Genomic DNA, 19632 nt, shown 5'->3' with positions numbered 1-19632 from the left:
CTTGAGCTTCCCCACCCGGCGATCCTTGCCGCTCCGATAGGAAACCAGCGGGACATGGATGTCAATCGCGCGTTGTTGTTATAATTGTTTGGAGTATAGCCGGAAAGTGGAGATGATATCGTGAAGAAAAACGAGGAAAAGGACTGGCGCGAGGCCACACGCGCGGCTTCCGGCCTATGGCGGGGCCGGGAGGACGTGGAAGTTCTCTCCAAAGAATTGCGCGAGCGAGCCAAAGCACGCTTCGCCGAGCGTTGTGATCAGGATAAACGACCAGATTGGCTGTCTTTCAAAGACGAACCACTGGCGGACGAAGATTTCCTGCGAGAGCGCCCACCTTTGATTCAAGATAGAAAAGTGCGCATCGAAGACTAGTCGGCTGGTTAGAGACTCATGTCGATTGTATCGCTTGGATATCATTTGGCATCGTTTTTATAGCGGAAATGGAGAGGCATGGATTCCTGTGACAAGCACAGGAATGACGGCTGCTTTGCTATCGGCAGCTGTTTCCCGGCCTCTCCGCTTGGCGACGACGGTCTTCGCAACGCTGGAAATTTCCACTCCGTCATTCCTGTGCTTGTCACAGGAATCCATGCCTCAACAGCCGTGCTGGCTCAACGAGGAAGAATATGTGTTTTTCTATCTAAAGCGCAAATAGTTTAATGTAGCGACCCGCCTCCAGTATTTCACTCCCCTCACCCTCCCCTTCTTTATAGAATTTTTATTTCTTTCCTCCCCGCCCGCTCTCGAACCTTTATGCGAAACGGAGTCAGAATCCTTCGCGAATGGAGGTTTCGAACGATGTTTCCTGATTATTTGCTGGGCGGCGCGGTGGCTGTCTTTGTCGCGCTTTATCTGACCTATGCCCTCATCCATCCCGAGCGCTTTTGAGCGGAAGGCTTTGCGCGCTTCCGGCCTCATCCTCGGCGGAGCGCTCGCGGTCCTCCTCCTCGCATGTCTCAACTGGAGCTTTCCATGAGCCAGTCCAAATCCGCATCCGTCATGGATGCCAATATCCTTCTTCCTGCCATCGGCGGGGCGTTCCGGAAACTCGGCCCGCGCAGCCTGGCGAAGAATCCGGTGATGTTCGTCGTGGCGGTCGTGTCGTTGCTCACCACCGTCCTTTTCGTGCGGGATCTGGCGACGGGCGCTGATGATCTCGGCTTCTCCTTCCAGATCATCCTCTGGCTGTGGTTCACCGTGCTTTTCGCCAATTTCGCCGAAGCCGTGGCGGAAGGGCGCGGCAAGGCGCAGGCGGATTCTTTGCGCCGTTCGCGCAGCGAGACCGAGGCGAAGCTCCTCACCGGAGACGGCAAGTCCGGCTATACGCTGGTGCCCGGCACGAGCCTTAGGGCAGGCGATGTGGTGCTGGTGGAGGCGGGCGACATCATCCCCTCCGACGGCGAGATCATCGATGGCATCGCTTCGGTCAACGAGGCGGCGATAACGGGCGAATCCGCGCCCGTCATCCGCGAATCCGGCGGCGACCGCTCGGCTGTGACAGGCGGCACGCAGGTGCTTTCCGACTGGATCCGCGTGCGCATCACCGCTAGCGCCGGCAATACCTTTCTCGACCGGATGATCGCCCTCGTCGAAGGCGCGGAGCGGCAGAAGACGCCGAACGAAATCGCGCTCAACATCCTCTTGGCGGCGATGACGCTGATCTTCGTCATGGCGGTGGCAACCATCCCCAGCTTCGCCGCCTATGCGGGCGGGGCCATTCCGGTCATCGTCCTCGTGGCACTGTTCGTCACCCTCATTCCCACCACCATCGGCGCGCTGCTCTCGGCCATCGGCATTGCCGGCATGGACCGGCTGGTCCGCTTCAACGTGCTTGCCATGTCGGGCCGCGCGGTGGAGGCGGCGGGCGATGTGGACACGCTGCTGCTGGACAAGACCGGCACGATCACGCTCGGCAACCGCCAGGCGACCGGGTTCCGCCCCGTCAGCGGCGTCACCGAGCATGAACTGGCGGATGCGGCGCAGCTTGCCTCGCTCGCCGACGAGACGCCCGAGGGACGCTCCATCGTCGTGCTCGCCAAGGAAAAATACGGCATAAGGGGCCGCGACATGGCGAACCTGCACGCCACTTTCGTGCCCTTCACGGCGCAGAGCCGGATGAGCGGCGTCGATTTCGAGGGCTCATCCATCCGCAAGGGCGCGGTGGATGCGGTGCTGAAATATCTAGACCAGAGCGAGCCCAAGGCGGGTCACAGCCGCACGGCGCGGGAATTGCAGGCCATTGCCGACGACATCGCGAGGGCGGGCGGCACGCCGCTCGCCGTCATCCGCGACGGGCGGCTGCTCGGCGTCATCCAGTTGAAAGACATCGTCAAGGGCGGCATTCGCGAGCGCTTCGCGGAACTGCGCCGCATGGGCATCCGCACCGTGATGATTACCGGCGACAATCCGATGACGGCCGCGGCGATTGCGGCGGAGGCGGGTGTGGATGACTTCCTCGCCCAGGCGACGCCGGAGGACAAGCTGCGGCTCATCCGCGAGGAGCAGGCGCGCGGCAAGCTCGTCGCCATGTGCGGCGACGGCACCAATGACGCTCCTGCCCTCGCCCAGTCCGATGTCGGCGTGGCGATGAACACCGGCACGGTCGCCGCCCGCGAGGCGGGCAATATGATCGACCTCGATTCCGACCCGACCAAGCTCATCGAGATCGTGGAGATCGGCAAGCAATTGCTGATGACGCGCGGCGCGCTGACCACCTTCTCCATCGCCAACGACGTCGCGAAATATTTCGCCATCATCCCCGCGATGTTCGTCACGCTCTATCCGCAGCTTGGCGCGCTCAACATCATGGGGCTGGCAACGCCGCAAAGCGCCATTCTCTCGGCCATCATCTTCAACGCGCTCATCATCATCGCGCTCATTCCGCTGGCGCTGAAGGGCGTTGCCTACCGCCCCATCGGCGCGGGACCGCTCTTGCGGCGCAACTTGCTGATCTACGGCCTCGGCGGGCTGATCGTGCCGTTCGCGGGCATCAAGCTCATCGACATGATCGTCGTCGCGCTGCACCTCGCGTGAGCGGCGCATGATCCCGAAAAGTTGCAGACTTTTCGGACAAGATCATGCGGGCAAAAAGACAAGGACAGAACCAATGACCATTCTCTATCTCGCTCTCGGACTGGCAGCATTCGGGCTTCTCTTTGCCCTGCTCGCTGCCGTCGACAGGGCATGACCGGAGTACTTTCGATGCTACACGCCATTCCCTTTGTCGCGCTCATTCTCGGCGGCACGGCGCTTCTCTCCTGGCCGCTCGGCCGCTACATGGCCTGGGCCATGGACCCGCAGGACATCCGCCCGAACGGCTTCACGCGGGCATTCCGGTCCGTCGGCGGCGCGGCGACGCGCAATTCACAGAACTGGAAGCAATATCTGGCTGCGCTCCTCGCCTTCAATATCGTCATGTTCATCGCCTGCTTCGGCATATTGGCGCTGCAGCAATATCTGCCGCTCAATCCGGATGGGAAAGGCGCGCTGGAAGGCAGCCTCATCTTCAACACCGCCATCTCATTCACCACCAACACCAATCTCCAGCACTATTCCGGCGAAGTCTCGATGAGCTATCTCTCGCAGCTCGCTGCGCTGATGTGGCTGCAATTCGTCTCGGCGGCGGTGGGCATTGCCGCGCTTGCCGCGCTGGCGCGAGGGCTGGCTGGGCGGGAGCTCGGCAATTTCTTCGTGGATGTGCAGCGGGCGACGTTCCTCGTGCTCCTGCCCGTTGCGCTCATTGTCGCCTGCCTCCTGGTGCTGGGCGGCACGCCGATGACCTTCAAGGGCGCGGCCATCGCCACCACGCTCGAGGGCGTGCAGCAGACCATCGCGCGCGGGCCGGTGGCGGCCTTCGTGGCCATCAAGCAGCTCGGCACCAATGGCGGCGGCTTCTTCGGGCCGAACTCGACGCATCCTTTTGAAAATCCGGGCTTCTGGACGAATGTCGTCTCCACTATCAGCATCGTCATCATCCCGATGGGCTGCGTATGGATGTTCGGGCGCATTGTCGGGCGGATGAAGCACGCCGCCGTGCTCTTCTGCGTCATGCTGGCGCTGGTGCTGACCCGCACCGCCTTCGCCGTCACTTTCGAAGCGGCCCCGACCGCCGCCTTCGCCGGCCTGCCCATCGAGCAGACTTCGGGCAATCTCGAAGGCAAGGAATTGCGCTTCGGCGCTTCGGCAAGCCCGCTCTGGGCGGTGGTGACCACCTCCACCAGCAATGGCTCGGTCAACTCCATGCATGACAGCCTCAACCCGCTCACCGGCCTGATGCCGATGATCGGCATGTGGCTCAACGAGGATTTCGGCGGTGTCGGGGTCGGCATGATCAACATGTTTCTCTATATCGTCGTCGGCGTGTTCATCGCGGGCATGATGATCGGCCGCACGCCGGAATATCTCGGCTGGCGCGTCGAGGCGCGCGAGGTGAAGCTCGCCATGCTGGCGCTCTTGAGCCATGGCTTCTTCATCCTCGTCGGCACGGCGATTTTCGCCTCGACTTCGTGGGGGGGCGATACGCTCAATAATGCCGGCCCGCACGGCTTCAGCGAAATGCTCTATGAGTTCACCTCCTCGGCGGCCAATAATGGCTCGGGCTTCGAAGGCCTTGGTGACAACACCGTGCCGTGGAACTTGGCTACGGGGCTCGTCATGTTCTTCGCCCGCTTCATCCCGATCATCCTGCCGCTGGCGATCATCGGCTCTCTTGCCGCCAAGCGGCGCAGCGCGGAATCGAGCGGCACTTTAAGCGTCGAAGACGGCACCTTTGCCGGAATGCTGCTTGCCACGATCATCATCATGGGCGCGCTCACCTTCTTCCCGGCGGCGACGCTCGGCCCCATCGCCGAACATCTCATCTATATGAAATAAAGGAGACCAACTATGGAATCCATTCTTGCCAGCATCCGCATCAGCCTCGCCACCATGGCGATCTGCGTTGCCGGATATTCCACCGCTGTCTGGGGTTTCGCCCAAACTGTAACGCCCGGTACGGCAAACGGATCACTCATCACGGCACCCGATGGCACTGTTATCGGCAGCAGCCAGATCGCCCAGGCGTTTACCAAGCCGCAATATTTCTGGCCGCGACCTTCGGCGGTGGACTACAATGGCGGCGGCGCGGGCGGCAGCAACAAATCGCCGACGAGCAGCGACCTGACCGCGCGGGCGGCGGAAACCGTGGCCCGCTATGGCGCAACGAAGGAGAACCCGCTTCCCGCGGAACTCGCGGCGGCATCGGGCTCAGGCCTCGATCCCAATATCTCGGAACGGGCCGCGCTTTATCAGGCGCCCCGGGTGGCGACCGCACGCGGGGTGCCGGTGGCGGAAGTGGAGGCGCTGGTGAGGAAGCAGGCCTTCCAGCCGGGAGGTTTTCTCGCCGGCGACCGGCTGGTCAATGTGCTGGCGCTTAATCTGGCGCTGGATGGGAAGTGAAATTGCTATGCGTTGGCGCTAACCCCCTCTGGGCTGCTGGATCGGCTAGCGCCCTCCTTCCCCCTTGCGGGGAAGGTGCCCGCGTTAGCGGGCGGATGGGGGTGGTGACGCTCGCGCTTTTGCTGAAGAAAATAGCGCAAACGTCACCACCCCCACCCGACCCTTCGGGCCGTTCGTCGCTGGAAAAGCCAAATCGTTGGCTTTTCCTCGGCTGCGGCCGACCGCTCCTCACCCCCGCAAGGGGGAGGGAGGGTGCGAACCTGCCGCCCGCAGTCCGCTTATGGTGAAATACTTCGATGCCCAACGACCGACACCACCCCGACAAACGTCCCTCCCCCGACGCGCTGCTGAAAGCGGCGGCGCGGGAGGAGGCGCGGGCGGGCAGGCTTAAGGTTTTCGTCGGCGCCGCGCCGGGCGTCGGCAAGACCTATGCGATGCTGGAAACCGCCCGCGCGCGGCTGAAGGATGGATACGACGTCGTCGCCGGCGTCGTCGAAACCCATGGGCGCAGGGAAACCGAGGCGCTTCTCGAAGGGCTGGAGGCAATTCCGCGCAAGCACAGCACCTATAAGGGCCGCAAGCTCGAGGAGATGGATCTCGACGCCATCCTCGCGCGGCGGCCGCAGATCGTGCTGGTGGATGAGCTGGCCCATACCAATGCGCCGGGAAGCCGCCATCCCAAGCGCTACATGGATGTGGTGGAACTGCTCGACCAGGGCATCGATGTCTACACCACCGTCAACATCCAGCATATCGAGAGCCTCAACGACGTGATTGCGCAGATCACGCGCGTGCGGGTGCGTGAGACGGTGCCGGACGCGATTCTGAGCCGCGCCGATGCGGTGGAGCTCATCGATATCACGCCGGAAGACCTGATCGCGCGGCTGAAGGAGGGCAAGGTCTATACGCCGAAGCAGGCGGCGCGGGCGCTCAAGCATTTCTTCTCCCCGGCGAACCTGACCGCCCTGCGCGAACTGGCGCTGCGCCGCACCGCCGAGCAGGTGGACGCACAATTGCTGACCCAGATGCAGGCCGGAGCCATCGAGGGGCCGTGGCCAGCGGGCGAGCGCGTCCTCGTCTGCGTCAGCGCCGATCCGCGCTCCGCCGGGCTCGTCCGCTATGCCAAGCGCATCGCCGACCGGCTGCGCGCGCCTTTCACCGCGCTCCATGTCGAAAGCCGGCGCGGGCCGCCGCTGACCGAGGAACAGCGCGACCGCATCGCCGAAGCGCTGCGGCTCGCCCAGAGCCTTGGCGGCGAAACCGCGACGATCCCCGGCAGCGAACGGCGCATCGCCGAGGACATCGTCGCCTATGCGCAAGGCAGCAACATCACCCATATCGTCATCGGCAAGACCAGCCGGCCGCGCTGGTTCGAGATCGTCAACGGCTCGGTGGTGCATGAGCTGGTGCGCCGGGCCGGCAATATCAGCGTGCATGTCATCGCGGGCGAGGCGGAAAGCGCGGCGCAAGGCGCGGTCAAGACCGCCCCCTCCCCTGTTTTCAGCTATCGCCCCTATATCGCGGCGACGCTTGGCGTGGCGGCGAGCGTCGGCGTCGGCATGGCGTTGTGGCCCTGGTCGCGGATCGAGAATATCGACCTCGTCTTCCTCGCGGCCATCGTGGGCATCGCCGTGCGCTTCGGCCTGTGGCCGTCGCTCTATGCCAGTGTGCTGGCCACGCTCGCCTATAATTTCTTCTTCACCGACCCTTATTATACCTTTAGCGTCGCGCGGCCCGCCGATGTCATCGCCGTCATCTTCTTCGCCATCGTGGCGCTCATCGTCTCCAACATCGCCGCGCGGGCGCGGGTGCAGGCCGTGGCGGCCATGGCGCGGGCGCGCACGACGGAACGGCTCTATGCCTTCAGCCGCAAGCTGGCGGGAGCCGGCACGCTGGACGATGTGCTCTGGGCCACCGCGTACCAGACCGCGCTGATGCTGAAAGTGCGCGTCGTGCTGCTCCTGCCGGAGGCGGACGGCACCATCGCCGTCAAGGCCGGTTACCCGCCTGAGGATATGCTGGGCGAAGCGGACCTTGCCGCCGCCAACTGGGCCTGGGAGAATGATTGCCCGGCGGGGCGCGGCGCGGATACGCTGCCCGGGGCCAAGCGCCTGTTCCTACCGATGCGCACGGGACGCGGCGCGGTGGGCATTGTCGGCATCGACGCCGACCGTGCGGGGCCGCTGCTGACGCCCGACGAGCACCGCCTGCTCGACGCGCTCATCGACCAGGCGGCGCTCGCCATCGAACGGGTGCATCTGGTCGAGGACATGGACCGGGTGGAGCGCGCCGCCGAGACAGACCATCTGCGCTCCGCCCTCCTCACCTCCATCTCGCATGATTTGAAGACGCCGCTTGCCGGGATCATCGGCGCGGCGGGTACGCTCAAGGACTATTCCGGCGCGCTCGACGACGAGGCGAAGGGAGAGATGCTCTCCACCATCATCGATGAATCTGAGCGGCTCAACCGCTTCATCGCCAATCTCCTCGATATGACGCGGATCGAATCCGGCGCGGTGCCGGCGCAGCCGCAGCTCGGGCTCCACTATCTCGGTGACATCGCGGGCAGTGCGCTGAAACGGGCGCAGAAGATCACCGCCGGCCACAAGGTGGAAGTGGATATCCCGCCCGGCCTGCCGATGCTGCGGCTCGATCCGGTGCTGTTCGAGCAGGTGCTGTTCAACCTCCTCGACAATGCCGCCAAATATGCCCCGCCCGGCTCAACCATCCGCATCGACGCCTGGGAGGGCGACGGGGCGGCTGTCATCGAAGTGATGGACGAAGGCCCGGGCATTCCGGTAGAAGATCTGGAGCGGGTGTTCGACACCTTCTACCGTGTCGGCAAGGGCGACCAGACGCGCGCCGGAACCGGCCTCGGCCTCTCCATCTGCCGGGGCTTCGTCGCGGCGATGGGCGGGACGATCACGGCGGGCAACCGGGCGGACAGTCACGGCGCGGTGTTCACGATTCTCATGCCGCTGCCGCGTGAAGAGGATTAGAGCAGGATGCAATCAAATTGAATCGGGCATCCTGCTCTAATCCTCTGTTTTCGCCGCATGATCTTACCCGAAAAGTCTGCAACTTTTCGGGATCATGCTCTATCCGGAAGAGCTGCCATGAACGCCGTCAAAATCCTCGCCGTCGATGACGAGCCGCCCATTCGCAAGCTTCTGCGCGTCGGCCTCTCGACGCAGGGCTACACCGTTCTCGAAGCGCCGAACGCGAAAACGGCTATGGAACTCATGGAGACCGCGCGCCCCGATCTCATCCTACTCGATCTCGGCCTCCCCGATATGCCGGGCCACGATCTGCTCCTCCAATGGCGCATGGCAGGGCTGACCGTTCCCGTGGTGATCCTCTCGAGCCGCACCGACGAGGCGGGCATCGTCCGCGCGCTTGAAATGGGCGCCGACGATTATGTGACGAAGCCCTTCGGCATGAACGAGCTCATCGCGCGCATCCGCGTCGCGCTGCGCCACCGGCTGCAGCAACAGGGCGAGAAGCCGGTCTTCCAGACGGGGGATATGACCGTCGATCTCGTCAAACGGATCGTCCGGGTGAACGGGCGGGAGGTGAAGCTTTCGCCCAAGGAATACGACATCCTGCGCACTCTCGTCCAGCACGCCGGCAAGGTGCTGACGCACCGCTTCCTTCTCGAACAGGTCTGGGGCGGCGGCGCAGATGTGCAATATCTGCGCGTCTATGTGCGGCAATTGCGCCAGAAGATCGAAGAGATACCCGACCAGCCCCGCTACATCCTGACCGAAACCGGCGTCGGCTACCGGCTGACAGCGCCGGAGTGAACATGGCTGGGGCGCCTGGATTCGAACCAGGGAATGGCGGTACCAAAAACCGCTGCCTTACCGCTTGGCTACGCCCCAACGGGCCGCTGCCTCATGTCGCATGGCGGCAGCGGTGGGCGGCTTATAGCCGCTCTCGGAGATTCGTGCAATGGAGGTGTTGTGCTGTTTTGCGCGGTCCCGTCAATTTGCTTTTCTGTTCGAAGACTGAAAGAACCCTGCTCGAACTCTTTGTTTCACCGCATGATCTTGGCCTGGAAGTCTGCAATTATTCGGGATCAGCTCTACCGGGATCCGCTTGTCCCACCTCCCCCGCTCAAGACCAGCTGTTAGCGCCGGCAATGACGCCGCTGTCGTCGGGAACCCGGGTCAAGCCGCCCATCAAGGCGGGGCATGCAATCTGCCAGCGGTCACCGGACTTCTGCGCATAAAGGCCAAAAATCATCGGGAGATATCCATATGCGGAGCGCAGTTCCAGACTGTCCTGGATGGTAATCGAAACCCAGCCCTCCGATGGCGCTATGATCACCTGGTTTGGCGTTCGATGTTCAACACCATTCTTGAACACGGTAGCGCTGGGGTTCACCATGACGAGCACGGCGCTATCCACGGCCCGCACATAGGCGTGGAAGGTGTGAGCGGGTGCTCTTATCTGTTGCCTGGTAAAGGCGCTATAATAGTAGGTCGTGCCGTTATAGGATGTCGCGGCGGCGGTGCTGCTGCCCATGGTGATTTCGGCTATCCAGAATTCCACTCCATTACGGCGGTATCCGGGATCGCGTATCTTATCGACCAAATCCTTGGCCGTCGGCACCAGTGCTCCGGCTGCTCCCCCATAATCATTGTTATCGTTGATGAACTTGCCCGCGCCTTTGACCGTGGATCCGTTGTAAAGCGTCATATAGTTCGGAAAGGCGAACGCCCCGACCGTAACCCCCACCGCTCCATTGCCGGCGAAACGTCCGCTATCGGGATAAAGATTGATGGCAAAGCTGGTCAGCATGCTGCTGGAAGGCAAATCCGCCTTGCCGGTGGCGGCATCGATGCGCAATGCCTCGTTCCAGCGCGAACCATCCGGCGAGACCTTGATGACGAAATTATCATCTCCATAAAGGCCGAGCAGTGCCCGGGCCGAATAACCCGTCTGAAAACAGAAGCCGGCATCGCTGGCGGACGCCGCCTTGTTGAGATTGATGCGCATATGGTCGGTACGGCGGTCGAACAGAACATTTGTGCCTTTTACGCCGAGATCATTGTTGGCGTCGGCCGTGTAGCCGGCGAGCCCGACATGGCCATCCTCGGGCCGCAGATTGAGGCCGGTGGTGAAGCTGCTGCCATTCGATGAGACCTTGATGGTGAAGCTGTTATCGCCGGCGAGGCCGAGTTGCGCCCGCGTCGACCAGGCGGTCTGAAACACGAACCCCGCATCGTTGGCGGCCGCCTTCTTGTTGAGCGTGGCGCGTATATCGCCCGTTCCGGGCGTGACGTCGTCATGGCTGAACAGGACGGCATTGCCTTTCACCGCCAGACGATTGGCATTGTCGGACAGCGTATTGACGCCAAGGTTCTTCACCGTACCGTCAGCCAGCCTGGCCTGCGTAACATCGCCCCCGCTCGATACCGCGCTCCATGCGGATCCGTTCCATGCCAGAAGCACATCCTCATCGGCGACCCAGGCGAGCCAGCCTTCCATCGGCGCATAAAAATTCCAGGCTGCATCCACGTAACTGGCGATCTTGCCTGCCTGCCCCGCCCAAGCACCGCTCGCGCCTGAAGCGACGATAAAGCGGGCTCCCTCCAAGGGAGCCGCCGGAGGGGCGGTCAGATGACGATCCAGCACCGAAAGCTGAACGACAGCGTCGAGAAGCTGCAGCGCCTCGTTGTGCGTGACGTGTTTCTGGGCCTGGCTCGGAAGTATATACGGCATTGCCAGATTGGGCGTTTTTTCCAAAGGATGGTTCCTTCCTTCGTTGTGCGCCATGCCGCGCGGGTTCATTCCTTCGTCCTGCCGGAGTCTAGGCCCTCCTCCGGATTGCGAGGATAAATTGGCATAAAAAAAACCGGGCGCGAGGCCCGGTTTTCCGTGGATTTCGATGTGGCTCAGCGACGCTTGAAGAGCGCGCCCAGCGCCGGAATGAGGCAGGCGGCGAGCGCCAGCTTGACGAGGTCGCCGACGATGAACATGCCGAAGCCGTAGGTCAGGCCCTTTTCGAGGCCGAAGAGATAGACCATCCACAGGCTGCCCAAGGCCAGGATCACCGCCTCGCCCGCCAGCATGAAGCCCGAGAGCGCAAAGGGGTTGCGCGAGAAGCCGAGATCAGCGGCGCGGCCGACGATCCAGGCGGCGGCGAGATAGCCGAGGAGGTAACCGCCCGTGGGGCCAACTATATAGGCAAGGCCGATGCCCTTTTCCGGCGTTCCGGTGAAGACCGGCAGGCCGAGCGCACCTTCCAGGAGATAGAGCGCCACGGTGGCGACCGCGAGGCGCGAGCCATAGGCGGCGGCGATGGCGAAGACGGCGAAGGTCTGCATCGTCACGTTGACATAGACGAGATCCACCTTGATCTTGGCCGAAATCGTCAGGAGCGCGGTGCCGATAAGCGCCAGCGAGACGAGCGAGAAGGCGCGGGCAAGCTGGCCCTCGGGAAGAAAGCGTTGCGCCAGGGCGGCGGTTGCGGCAGGGGTGCGGACAGGATTCATGGGCTCGTTCTCCAGAGCGCGGTTAGCAAGAGCATGAAGCCAAAAATGCAGACTTCGGACGAAATCATGCGGCTTCATTTCGGTAAAGGTATATGAGGGAAATGGCCCCGCGGTAAAGAGCACCCATTCCATGACGCTGGTTTTCGACAATTCGTTTATCCCTCAATACGGCCATGCGGTGGAGGTCGCGCCCGGCGTGGCGCGGCTGACGGTCAACAATCCGGGGCCGTTCACCTTCCACGGCACCAACAGCTATATCGTGGGGCGGGACACGCTGGCGGTGATCGATCCGGGGCCGGAAGACGAGGCGCATCTGGCGGCGCTGCTCAAGGCCATCGCCGGACGGCCGGTCAGCCACATCTTCGTCAGCCACACGCATCGCGACCATTCCCCCCTCGCCGCGCGGCTGAAGGAGGCGACCGGCGCTGTGATCGTAGCGGAAGGCCCGCACCGCCCTGCCCGCCCGCTGCATGTCGGCGAGGTCAACGCATTAGACGCCAGCGCGGACACGGATTTTTCGCCTGACATTTGTCTTGCCGATGGCGCGGCCGTCGAGGGCGACGGCTGGACGCTCCGCGCCATCCACACGCCGGGGCATACGACCAACCACATGGCCTTTGCGCTCGAGGGCACCGGCATCGTCTTTTCCGCCGACCATGTGATGGCCTGGGCGACCACCATCGTCGCGCCGCCAGATGGGGCGATGGCGGACTACATGGCCTCGCTCGACCGGCTGCTGACACGCGAGGACGCCATCTATTTCCCTGGCCATGGCGGCCCGGTGACCAACCCGCAAGCCTTCCTGCGCGGCTTGCGCACCCATCGCCGCATGCGCGAGCGCGCCATATTGGAGCGTGTGCGCGCGGGCGACCGGACGATCCCCGACATGGTGAAGGCCATCTACCGCGACACCGACCCGCGCCTGCACGGCGCCGCCGCGCTCTCCGTCCTGGCGCATCTGGAGGATCTGGCGGCGCGCGGGCTGGTGTTGACGGAGGGGGCGGCGGCGATGGATGGGGTGTTCTGGGTGGGGTGATGGAGGGTTGGCACCCCCCTTCCCCCTTGCGGGGAAGGAGGGCGCCCAGCTCGTCCCCTACCCCTCCGCCGGCGCGCCTTGCACCTTCTCATCGAGCGCGTTCATGAAATCCGTCACATAGCGGGCGTTCGCGCCGAGGTCACGTCTTCCGTAACGCGAGACGGAGCGCATATCGACATAGGTCGTATCGCCCTCATCCGTCAGGCGGATGACAACGTCGCTGGTGAGGCCGGGGATGAGGCCGTGCGCCACTGCCTCGACGGTGGTTTCCAGCTGCTCGCCCGGCATACCGAAGCGGCCGGTAACGGTCCAGCCCTTGTCTTTGAGCACCGCCATCACCGCCTCCAGCACACGGTCGGGCGAGCCCTCATAGCGCCGGCCGGTTACCTGCGGATAGGCCGCGGCCTGCAGCGGCGCGCGGGCAGCGGCGTTGTCGTCGATCGGGTTCATGCCGCTTTCGCGCGGATACGCGGCGTGGAACATGGGCGGCGCGTCGAGATCGGTGGAGATGTCGTAGAGCGGCGGGGTGGCATAAGCCTGATAGGCGACCGCGCCGAACGGGGCGAGCACGCAGATCGCAATCAGCGAACCCCAGAGGGAGCGCATGCCGCCCTTGTCGCCATTTCTCCAGAGATTGACGAAGCCCTTCAACGCCAGCGCCAGCGCCAGCAGCGCCAGCGCCGCGACCAGCCCGGCGAGGATGATGAAATCCGGCGTGCGAATGGCCTCGAAATGATGACCCACCGTGGAAAAGGCAAAGAGCACGGCGGAAAACATCGCCAGCCGCAGCGCCCATATGGCGGAGCGCGATTTCCGACGCTCATAGCGTAGTTTTTTCAACCTTAGTCCCCTTCGCTCTCGCCCCTCTGTCCTGCCAGGCTCGCGCCCTTCCCTCCCCCTTGCGGGGAGGGTGGCCCGAAGGGTCGGGTGGGGGTGGTGACGTTTGCACCACGGTCTTCGAAGCAAGCGCAAACGTCACCACCCCCATCCGTCCGCTAACGCGGCCACCTTCTCCGCAAGGGGGAAGGAAGGCGCGAGCCCGGCACGGCAGAAGGGAGGTGGTGCCGGCACCCCGCGACCTTACCCGTCCGCGCTTTCCCGGTCAAAGCCGTCCCCGCCGCTCTCCCCATCGAAACAAACATTCGTGGCTAATTGAAAAGACACATTGCGATGCCATATTTCAACGAGCATATGAAAGGCGGGGGCCTTGTTCGGAGTCGACATCAGAAAAGAGTGGGACATGAACCAACCCCCGATATCAAGCCTCCTGCGGGAGACACCAAAAGACGAAAACCAAACCACGCTGGAAGCGGTCGAGGTCGAGTTTGCGCTGGGCGCACAGGATGTGCTGTCCGATGGATTTGACGGCGCGCTTGCCAAGGCGGCGAAGCTGGTGAATGGCGAGGTGCTGTTCAACATGCCGGCGCTCGACACCAGCGAGGCGCAGCGGATCGGGGCAATCGCCATTCCCGGCACGCCGCACGACCAGATCATCTTCGTCACGCTGCTCAATGACGGTATGACGCTCTCGCTTTCGCCGCTCAAGGGCGGCAACGCGCTGTTCGAAAGCCTCGGGCGGAATTATGCTGACGTGATGAAGAAGGTCGGCGAGATAGGGAATGGCGAAAACAGTGAGGTAGGGAATAGTGAGTCGTGAGATAGTGGGACTACTCCTACTCACTGTTCACTATCTCACGACTTCACCGGATTCATCGTTTCCGACGTCTCGACATCCTCCAGCCGCACGAAGCGGAAGCCTTTGGCTTTCAGCGCCAGAACGCCCTTGACCACGCCCGCGCCCGCCGAATGGGTGGGCTGATTGATGTGGGCAATGATGACATCGCCATCCTTGGCGGCGGCGATGCGTTTTTCCACCGTTGGGGCGAGGAGCGATGCGCCCTGGTCGCCGTTCAATGAATAGCCGGCGATCTTGAAGCCCATGTCCTTGATGAGTTTAACGGCATCGAGCGAATAGCGCGCCGTCGCGCCGCGATACCATTTGGGGCTGATCCCCGTCGCCGTCTTAACTGCATCCGCGCCGCCCTGCACTTCCGCTCGCACCGCCTCGAGACTGCCCGCCGTCTTGATACCGTACATGGTCGGCACGCTGTCGATGGGCGGCACATGGTTGAGGCCGTGGTTCTCCAGCTCGAACAGCTCCGGATGCGCTTTCATGATGCCGAGCGCCTCGGGATTGGTTTTAATCCAGCGCCCGGTAAGGAAGATCGTCGCCGGGATCTTGTTTTCCACAAGCATGTCGAGAATGCGCCGGTCCGTCTGCCCCATGCAGGCATCCAGCGTCAACGCCACCTGCGGACCGTTCGCGCCTCCCTTGGTGATGTGGAGCTGGGGTTCCACGATGTCGGAAGCGCGGGCGGGGGAGAGGGACAGCACGAGGAGGATGAAGGCGGTCGCGAAAATATTAAATCGCATTTTATTCACTTGCCTGCGATGTTACTTCTTGGCACGAGCATACACTTGCGAAATACTTCTAGCAATCACTTTGAATTGATGATGGATATTCTGCTTGATTGCGCGCTTCATCACCCCCCTCTGCCCTGCCGGGGTCAGTTGAGCGCCCTTCCCCTTGCGGGGAAGGAGGGCGCGAGCCCGTCAGACGAGGTAAAGGGGGTTGTGCTAAGTCAACCGTTTTTCCTCGCCGTCACCGCCGCCTGCGCCGCTGCCAGCCTGGCGATCGGCACCCGGAAAGGCGAGCAGGACACGTAATCCAGCCCCGCCTCCTCACAAAAACTGATCGAGGCCGGGTCGCCGCCGTGCTCGCCGCAAATGCCGAGTTTCAAGCCGGACCGCGCAGCGCGGCCGCGTTCGGCGGCCAGCCTGATCAACTCCCCTACCCCGTCGAAATCGAGCGAGACGAAGGGGTCGCGTTCGATGACGCCCTTGCGCTGGTAGGTGGCGATAAAGGAGGCCGCGTCGTCGCGGGAGATGCCGAAGGTGGTTTGCGTCAGATCGTTGGTGCCGAAGGAGAAGAACTCCGCCGTCTCCGCGATGTCTCCGGCGCGCAGGGCGGCGCGGGGCAATTCGATCATGGTGCCGACCATATAATTTATCCGCGCGCCGGTCTCGCTGGCGACTTCCGCCGCCACCGCGCCGATGCGCACCTTGACGAAATCGAGTTCGGCCTTAAGGCCCACCAGCGGCACCATGATTTCGGGCACCACGGGCGCGCCGGTCTTGCGGCCTGCCTCCACGGCGGCTTCAAAAATGGCGCGGGCCTGCATTTCGGCGATCTCGGGATAGGAGATCGCCAGCCGGCAGCCGCGATGGCCGAGCATGGGGTTGAACTCGTGCAGGGCTTCGGTCCGCTCGCGCAGTCTTCCGGCATCCACGCCCATGGCGTCAGCCACTTCCGCAATCTCGGCCTCCGTCTTCGGCAGGAATTCGTGCAGCGGCGGGTCGAGCAGGCGGATGGTGACGGGGAGGCCGTGCATGATCTCGAAAAGTTCGACGAAATCGGAACGCTGCATCGGTAAGAGCTTGCCGAGCGCCGCGCGCCTGCCCTCTTCATTATCGGCCAGGATCATCTCGCGCATGGCGAGGATGCGGGTTCCCTCGAAGAACATGTGCTCGGTACGGCAGAGGCCGATACCTTCCGCGCCGAAGGAGCGGGCGGTGCGGGCATCCGCCGGGGTCTCGGCATTGGCGCGCACCTTCATGCGCCGCGCCGTATCGGCCCATTCCATGATGCGGCTGAAATCGCCCGATAGCTCCGGCTGGAGCATCGGCACCCGGCCTCTCAACACCTGCCCGGTGCCGCCATCGATGGTGACGACATCGCCTTTTTTCAGCGTCACGCCCATCGCCATCATTGTGCCGTTGCGGTGATCGACGCGCAAATTGCCCGCACCCGAGACGCAGGGCTTGCCCATGCCACGGGCGACCACCGCCGCGTGGCTGGTCATGCCGCCGCGCGTGGTGAGAATGCCTTCGGCGGCGTGCATGCCGTGAATATCCTCCGGGCTCGTCTCCACCCGCACGAGGATCACCTTGCGCCCCTCTGCCTTTGCGGCCTCCGCATCCTCGGACGAGAACACGATCTCGCCCGTCGCCGCGCCCGGCGAGGCGGGCAGGCCGCTGCCGATGATCTTCCGCTCCGCCTTGGGATCGATGGTCGGATGCAGAAGCTGGTCGAGCGAGGCGGGGTCGATGCGCAGCACCGCTTCTTCCTTAGAGATCAGCCCTTCCTCAGCCATTTCCACCGCGATCTTCAGCGCCGCCTTGGCGGTGCGCTTGCCGGAGCGGGTCTGGAGCATCCACAATTTGCCGCGCTCGATGGTGAATTCGAGGTCCTGCATGTCGCGGTAATGCTTCTCCAGCGTTTCGGCGACGCGGACGAATTCGGCAAAGGCGTCGGGCATCACTTTTTCGAGCGAGGGCTTGTCGGAGCCGGCCTGGATGCGCGCCGCCTCGGTGATGTTCTGCGGCGTGCGAATGCCCGCCACCACATCCTCGCCCTGCGCATTGACGAGAAACTCGCCATAGAGCTTCTTCTCGCCCGTGGAGGGGTTGCGGGTGAAAGCGACGCCGGTGGCCGATGTCTCCCCCATATTGCCGAACACCATGGCCTGCACATTGACCGCCGTGCCCCAATCGGCGGGAATGTTGTGGAGGCGGCGATAGGTGATGGCGCGGGCGTTCATCCAGCTGGAAAAGACCGCGCCGATCGCCCCCCAAAGCTGCTTCTGGGGCGATTGCGGGAACGGCTCACCCAGCTCTTCCTCGACCTTTTCCTTATAGCGCGCGATTACATTCTTCCAATCATCGGCGGTGAGGTCCGTATCGACATCCGCGCCGAGATTGGCTTTGGCGTCCTCCAGTATTTCCTCGAAATAGGAGTGATCGACGCCGAGGACGACATCGGAATACATCTGGATGAAGCGGCGGTAGCTGTCATAGGCGAAGCGCTCGTCGCCCGACTCGCGCGCGATGGCCTCGACCGTCTCGTCATTGAGGCCGAGATTGAGCACCGTGTCCATCATGCCCGGCATGGAGGCGCGGGCGCCCGAACGCACCGAGACGAGCAGCGGCTTGTCAGCATCGCCAAAGGCGCGGCCGGTCAGAGCGGCGATATGGGCGAGTGCGGTTTCGACCTGTGCTTCCAGTTCGCCGGGATAGGTGCGGTCGTTGTCGTAATAATAGCGGCAGACCTTCGTGGTGATGGTGAAGCCGGGCGGAACCGGCAGGCCAAGGCTCGCCATCTCGGCCAGATTGGCGCCCTTGCCGCCGAGGAGATCACGGTCGCGCGCCGCGCCCTCCGCCTTGCCGTCACCAAATGTGTACACCCACTTCGCCATCGCGCTTTCCTCCAAACCCTCGTCCGCTCAAGCTAAGCGAAGGACGCGACGGGCCACAACCGGAAAAATGCTGCACTGCATAATCAAATCGATTAGCGCGGGCACCAAACCCTACATTTTCATCTGTTGCATTTTTCGCAAACCTTGTCTAGAACATAAAGGGAACAAAATCTGGAGATGATCATGCGCAAAACGGGAAAGCTCGATTATCTGGAATTGCCGGCCGGCGGCGGGACGCTGGATAAGGTCAAGAATTTCTACAGCGCGGCCTTTGCCTGGACCTTCACCGATTACGGCCCCACCTATTCGGCCTTCGACGAAGGGCTGGAAGGCGGCTTTGATGCCACGCCGCTGGAGCCGGCGACCAAGCCGCTGCCGGTGCTCTACTCCGAAAATCTGGAGGAAACGCTCGATGCGGTGGAGAAGGCGGGCGGCAAGATCGTGAAGCCCATTTTCTCTTTCCCGGGCGGACGGCGGTTTCACTTCACAGACCCGGCGGGGAACGAGCTGGCGGTGTGGGGAACCTAGACCACCCGCTCGCCGCCGCGCTTCATCATTCGCCGTCATCATCCACGGAAAGATAATGCGCGGCCCATTGCTCCCTGGGGATGGGATCGCCCACTTGGAACTCGAATGAAGCGACGGTTTTCAAATCGGCGGTCAGGCCGCAGCGGAATTTGATCTGGTACCATCGCCCCTTGCTGCGAAAGGCCGCGCCGTCGGCGATGACAAGCGCGCCGTCGAGTCTCGTGTCGTCCATGGCATAGGCGATGAGACGGTCGGGCTGGAATTCCCGCCTCCAGCGCGCGATCTGCTCCATCGCCTCGGCATCGCATAATTGCTCCATGCGGTCAGGACCGGCGAGCTGCGCCAGCGCCTCCCGCGCCTGCCGGCTGCGCGGGTCGGCCAGCATCCGCGCGGAGTAGAGGTTCGTGGCGCGGATTATGGGGGGTGGTTCGGGTGCTGTTTGTGCTGCGGGCGCGGGCAGTTCGGGGCTTTTGGGAGGTGCGGCCAGTTCCTGTACAGGAGTTGCCGGTTCAGGCGGGACCGGCTGCGGTGGCATGACGATTTCAACCGGGACGGCTTCCTCCGAGGGAAGTTTCGGCAGCAGGGGTTTGGGAATCAGGAGCAGGAGGGCAATGAGGAGAGCGTGGAAGACGAGCGAGGCGGCAAAGCTTGCACCCTCCTTCCCCCTTACGGGGTTGAGGAGCGTTCGGCCATAGGCCGAGGAAAAACCAACGATTTGGCTTTTCCCGCGACGAACGCCCGCGAAGCGGGCGGATGGGGGTGGTAAAGGCAGCGCGCTTCGATTGCCCGTTAGAGCACAACCGTCACCACCCCCACC

The 19632-nt window shown here is 63.2% G+C and carries 16 protein-coding genes and 1 tRNA gene; 10 read left to right on the top strand and 7 right to left on the bottom strand.

Annotated elements, in window-relative coordinates:
- Positions 1–120: 120 nt before the first annotated feature.
- The 7 genes from ACOWVG_RS02250 to ACOWVG_RS02220 all read left to right on the top strand — a co-directional run bounded on the left by ACOWVG_RS02250 (position 121) and on the right by ACOWVG_RS02220 (position 9239).
- Complete coding sequence (locus ACOWVG_RS02250) at positions 121–372, top strand: hypothetical protein (protein ID WP_420959856.1); 252 nt, start codon at positions 121–123, stop codon at positions 370–372.
- A 426-nt stretch (positions 373–798) separates the two neighbouring features.
- Positions 799–888: a K(+)-transporting ATPase subunit F gene (kdpF, locus tag ACOWVG_RS02245; protein ID WP_420959855.1), complete on the top strand. Its 90-nt coding sequence runs from the start codon at positions 799–801 to the stop codon at positions 886–888.
- Between the two features lie 84 nt (positions 889–972).
- Positions 973–3033 (top strand): potassium-transporting ATPase subunit KdpB, encoded by a 2061-nt coding sequence (gene kdpB / locus ACOWVG_RS02240; protein ID WP_420959854.1) that lies wholly within the window; start codon positions 973–975, stop codon positions 3031–3033.
- Between the two features lie 168 nt (positions 3034–3201).
- Entirely contained in the window at positions 3202–4872 is a 1671-nt protein-coding gene (gene kdpA / locus ACOWVG_RS02235; RefSeq protein WP_420959852.1) for a potassium-transporting ATPase subunit KdpA, read from the top strand.
- 12 nt (positions 4873–4884) lie between these two features.
- Complete coding sequence (locus ACOWVG_RS02230; RefSeq protein WP_420959851.1) at positions 4885–5436, top strand: potassium-transporting ATPase subunit C; 552 nt, start codon at positions 4885–4887, stop codon at positions 5434–5436.
- 296 nt (positions 5437–5732) lie between these two features.
- On the top strand, positions 5733–8435 hold the full coding sequence (locus ACOWVG_RS02225) for an ATP-binding protein (protein ID WP_420959849.1): 2703 nt from the start codon (positions 5733–5735) through the stop codon (positions 8433–8435).
- A gap of 117 nt (positions 8436–8552) precedes the next feature.
- Positions 8553–9239, top strand: coding sequence for a response regulator transcription factor (locus ACOWVG_RS02220; protein ID WP_420959847.1), 687 nt, complete (start codon positions 8553–8555; stop codon positions 9237–9239).
- Positions 9240–9242: 3 nt separating this feature from the next.
- On the opposite strand, the gene ACOWVG_RS02215 is transcribed toward ACOWVG_RS02220, so the two are convergent.
- The 3 genes from ACOWVG_RS02215 to ACOWVG_RS02205 form a co-directional block, all read right to left on the bottom strand.
- Positions 9243–9317 (bottom strand) — tRNA-Gln (locus tag ACOWVG_RS02215).
- Positions 9318–9552: 235 nt separating this feature from the next.
- Positions 9553–11187 (bottom strand): DUF2793 domain-containing protein, encoded by a 1635-nt coding sequence (locus tag ACOWVG_RS02210; RefSeq protein WP_420959845.1) that lies wholly within the window; start codon positions 11185–11187, stop codon positions 9553–9555.
- A 149-nt stretch (positions 11188–11336) separates the two neighbouring features.
- A complete protein-coding gene (locus tag ACOWVG_RS02205; RefSeq protein ID WP_420959843.1) occupies positions 11337–11936 on the bottom strand; it encodes a biotin transporter BioY in 600 nt (199 codons plus the stop codon).
- Between the two features lie 130 nt (positions 11937–12066).
- Here ACOWVG_RS02205 and ACOWVG_RS02200 point away from each other — a divergent pair, with 130 nt between their 5' ends.
- Positions 12067–12972: an MBL fold metallo-hydrolase gene (locus ACOWVG_RS02200; RefSeq protein ID WP_420959841.1), complete on the top strand. Its 906-nt coding sequence runs from the start codon at positions 12067–12069 to the stop codon at positions 12970–12972.
- A 57-nt stretch (positions 12973–13029) separates the two neighbouring features.
- Here the strand turns inward: ACOWVG_RS02200 and ACOWVG_RS02195 are convergent, their stop codons facing one another.
- Entirely contained in the window at positions 13030–13812 is a 783-nt protein-coding gene (locus tag ACOWVG_RS02195) for a DUF1499 domain-containing protein (RefSeq protein ID WP_420959839.1), read from the bottom strand.
- Positions 13813–14212: 400 nt separating this feature from the next.
- Here ACOWVG_RS02195 and ACOWVG_RS02190 point away from each other — a divergent pair, with 400 nt between their 5' ends.
- Positions 14213–14629 (top strand): hypothetical protein, encoded by a 417-nt coding sequence (locus ACOWVG_RS02190; protein ID WP_420959838.1) that lies wholly within the window; start codon positions 14213–14215, stop codon positions 14627–14629.
- A 35-nt stretch (positions 14630–14664) separates the two neighbouring features.
- On the opposite strand, the gene ACOWVG_RS02185 is transcribed toward ACOWVG_RS02190, so the two are convergent.
- Positions 14665–15405: a polysaccharide deacetylase family protein gene (locus ACOWVG_RS02185; RefSeq protein WP_420959836.1), complete on the bottom strand. Its 741-nt coding sequence runs from the start codon at positions 15403–15405 to the stop codon at positions 14665–14667.
- A gap of 209 nt (positions 15406–15614) precedes the next feature.
- A complete protein-coding gene (gene ppdK, locus ACOWVG_RS02180; RefSeq protein ID WP_420959834.1) occupies positions 15615–18287 on the bottom strand; it encodes a pyruvate, phosphate dikinase in 2673 nt (890 codons plus the stop codon).
- Positions 18288–18470: 183 nt separating this feature from the next.
- On the opposite strand from ppdK, the gene ACOWVG_RS02175 reads away from it, so the two are divergent.
- Positions 18471–18815 carry a VOC family protein gene (locus ACOWVG_RS02175; RefSeq protein ID WP_420959832.1) on the top strand — a complete coding sequence of 115 codons (345 nt, stop codon included), beginning with the start codon at positions 18471–18473 and terminating at the stop codon, positions 18813–18815.
- Positions 18816–18840: 25 nt separating this feature from the next.
- On the opposite strand, the gene ACOWVG_RS02170 is transcribed toward ACOWVG_RS02175, so the two are convergent.
- Positions 18841–19350 carry a DUF930 domain-containing protein gene (locus ACOWVG_RS02170; RefSeq protein WP_420959831.1) on the bottom strand — a complete coding sequence of 170 codons (510 nt, stop codon included), beginning with the start codon at positions 19348–19350 and terminating at the stop codon, positions 18841–18843.
- Positions 19351–19632: the final 282 nt, after the last annotated feature.

This window comes from Brucella sp. IR073 (assembly GCF_049065735.1).
Classification (GTDB): domain Bacteria; phylum Pseudomonadota; class Alphaproteobacteria; order Rhizobiales; family Rhizobiaceae; genus Paramesorhizobium.
Note: the sequence above shows the minus strand (reverse complement) of the source record. Positions and strands in the feature narration are given on the sequence as shown.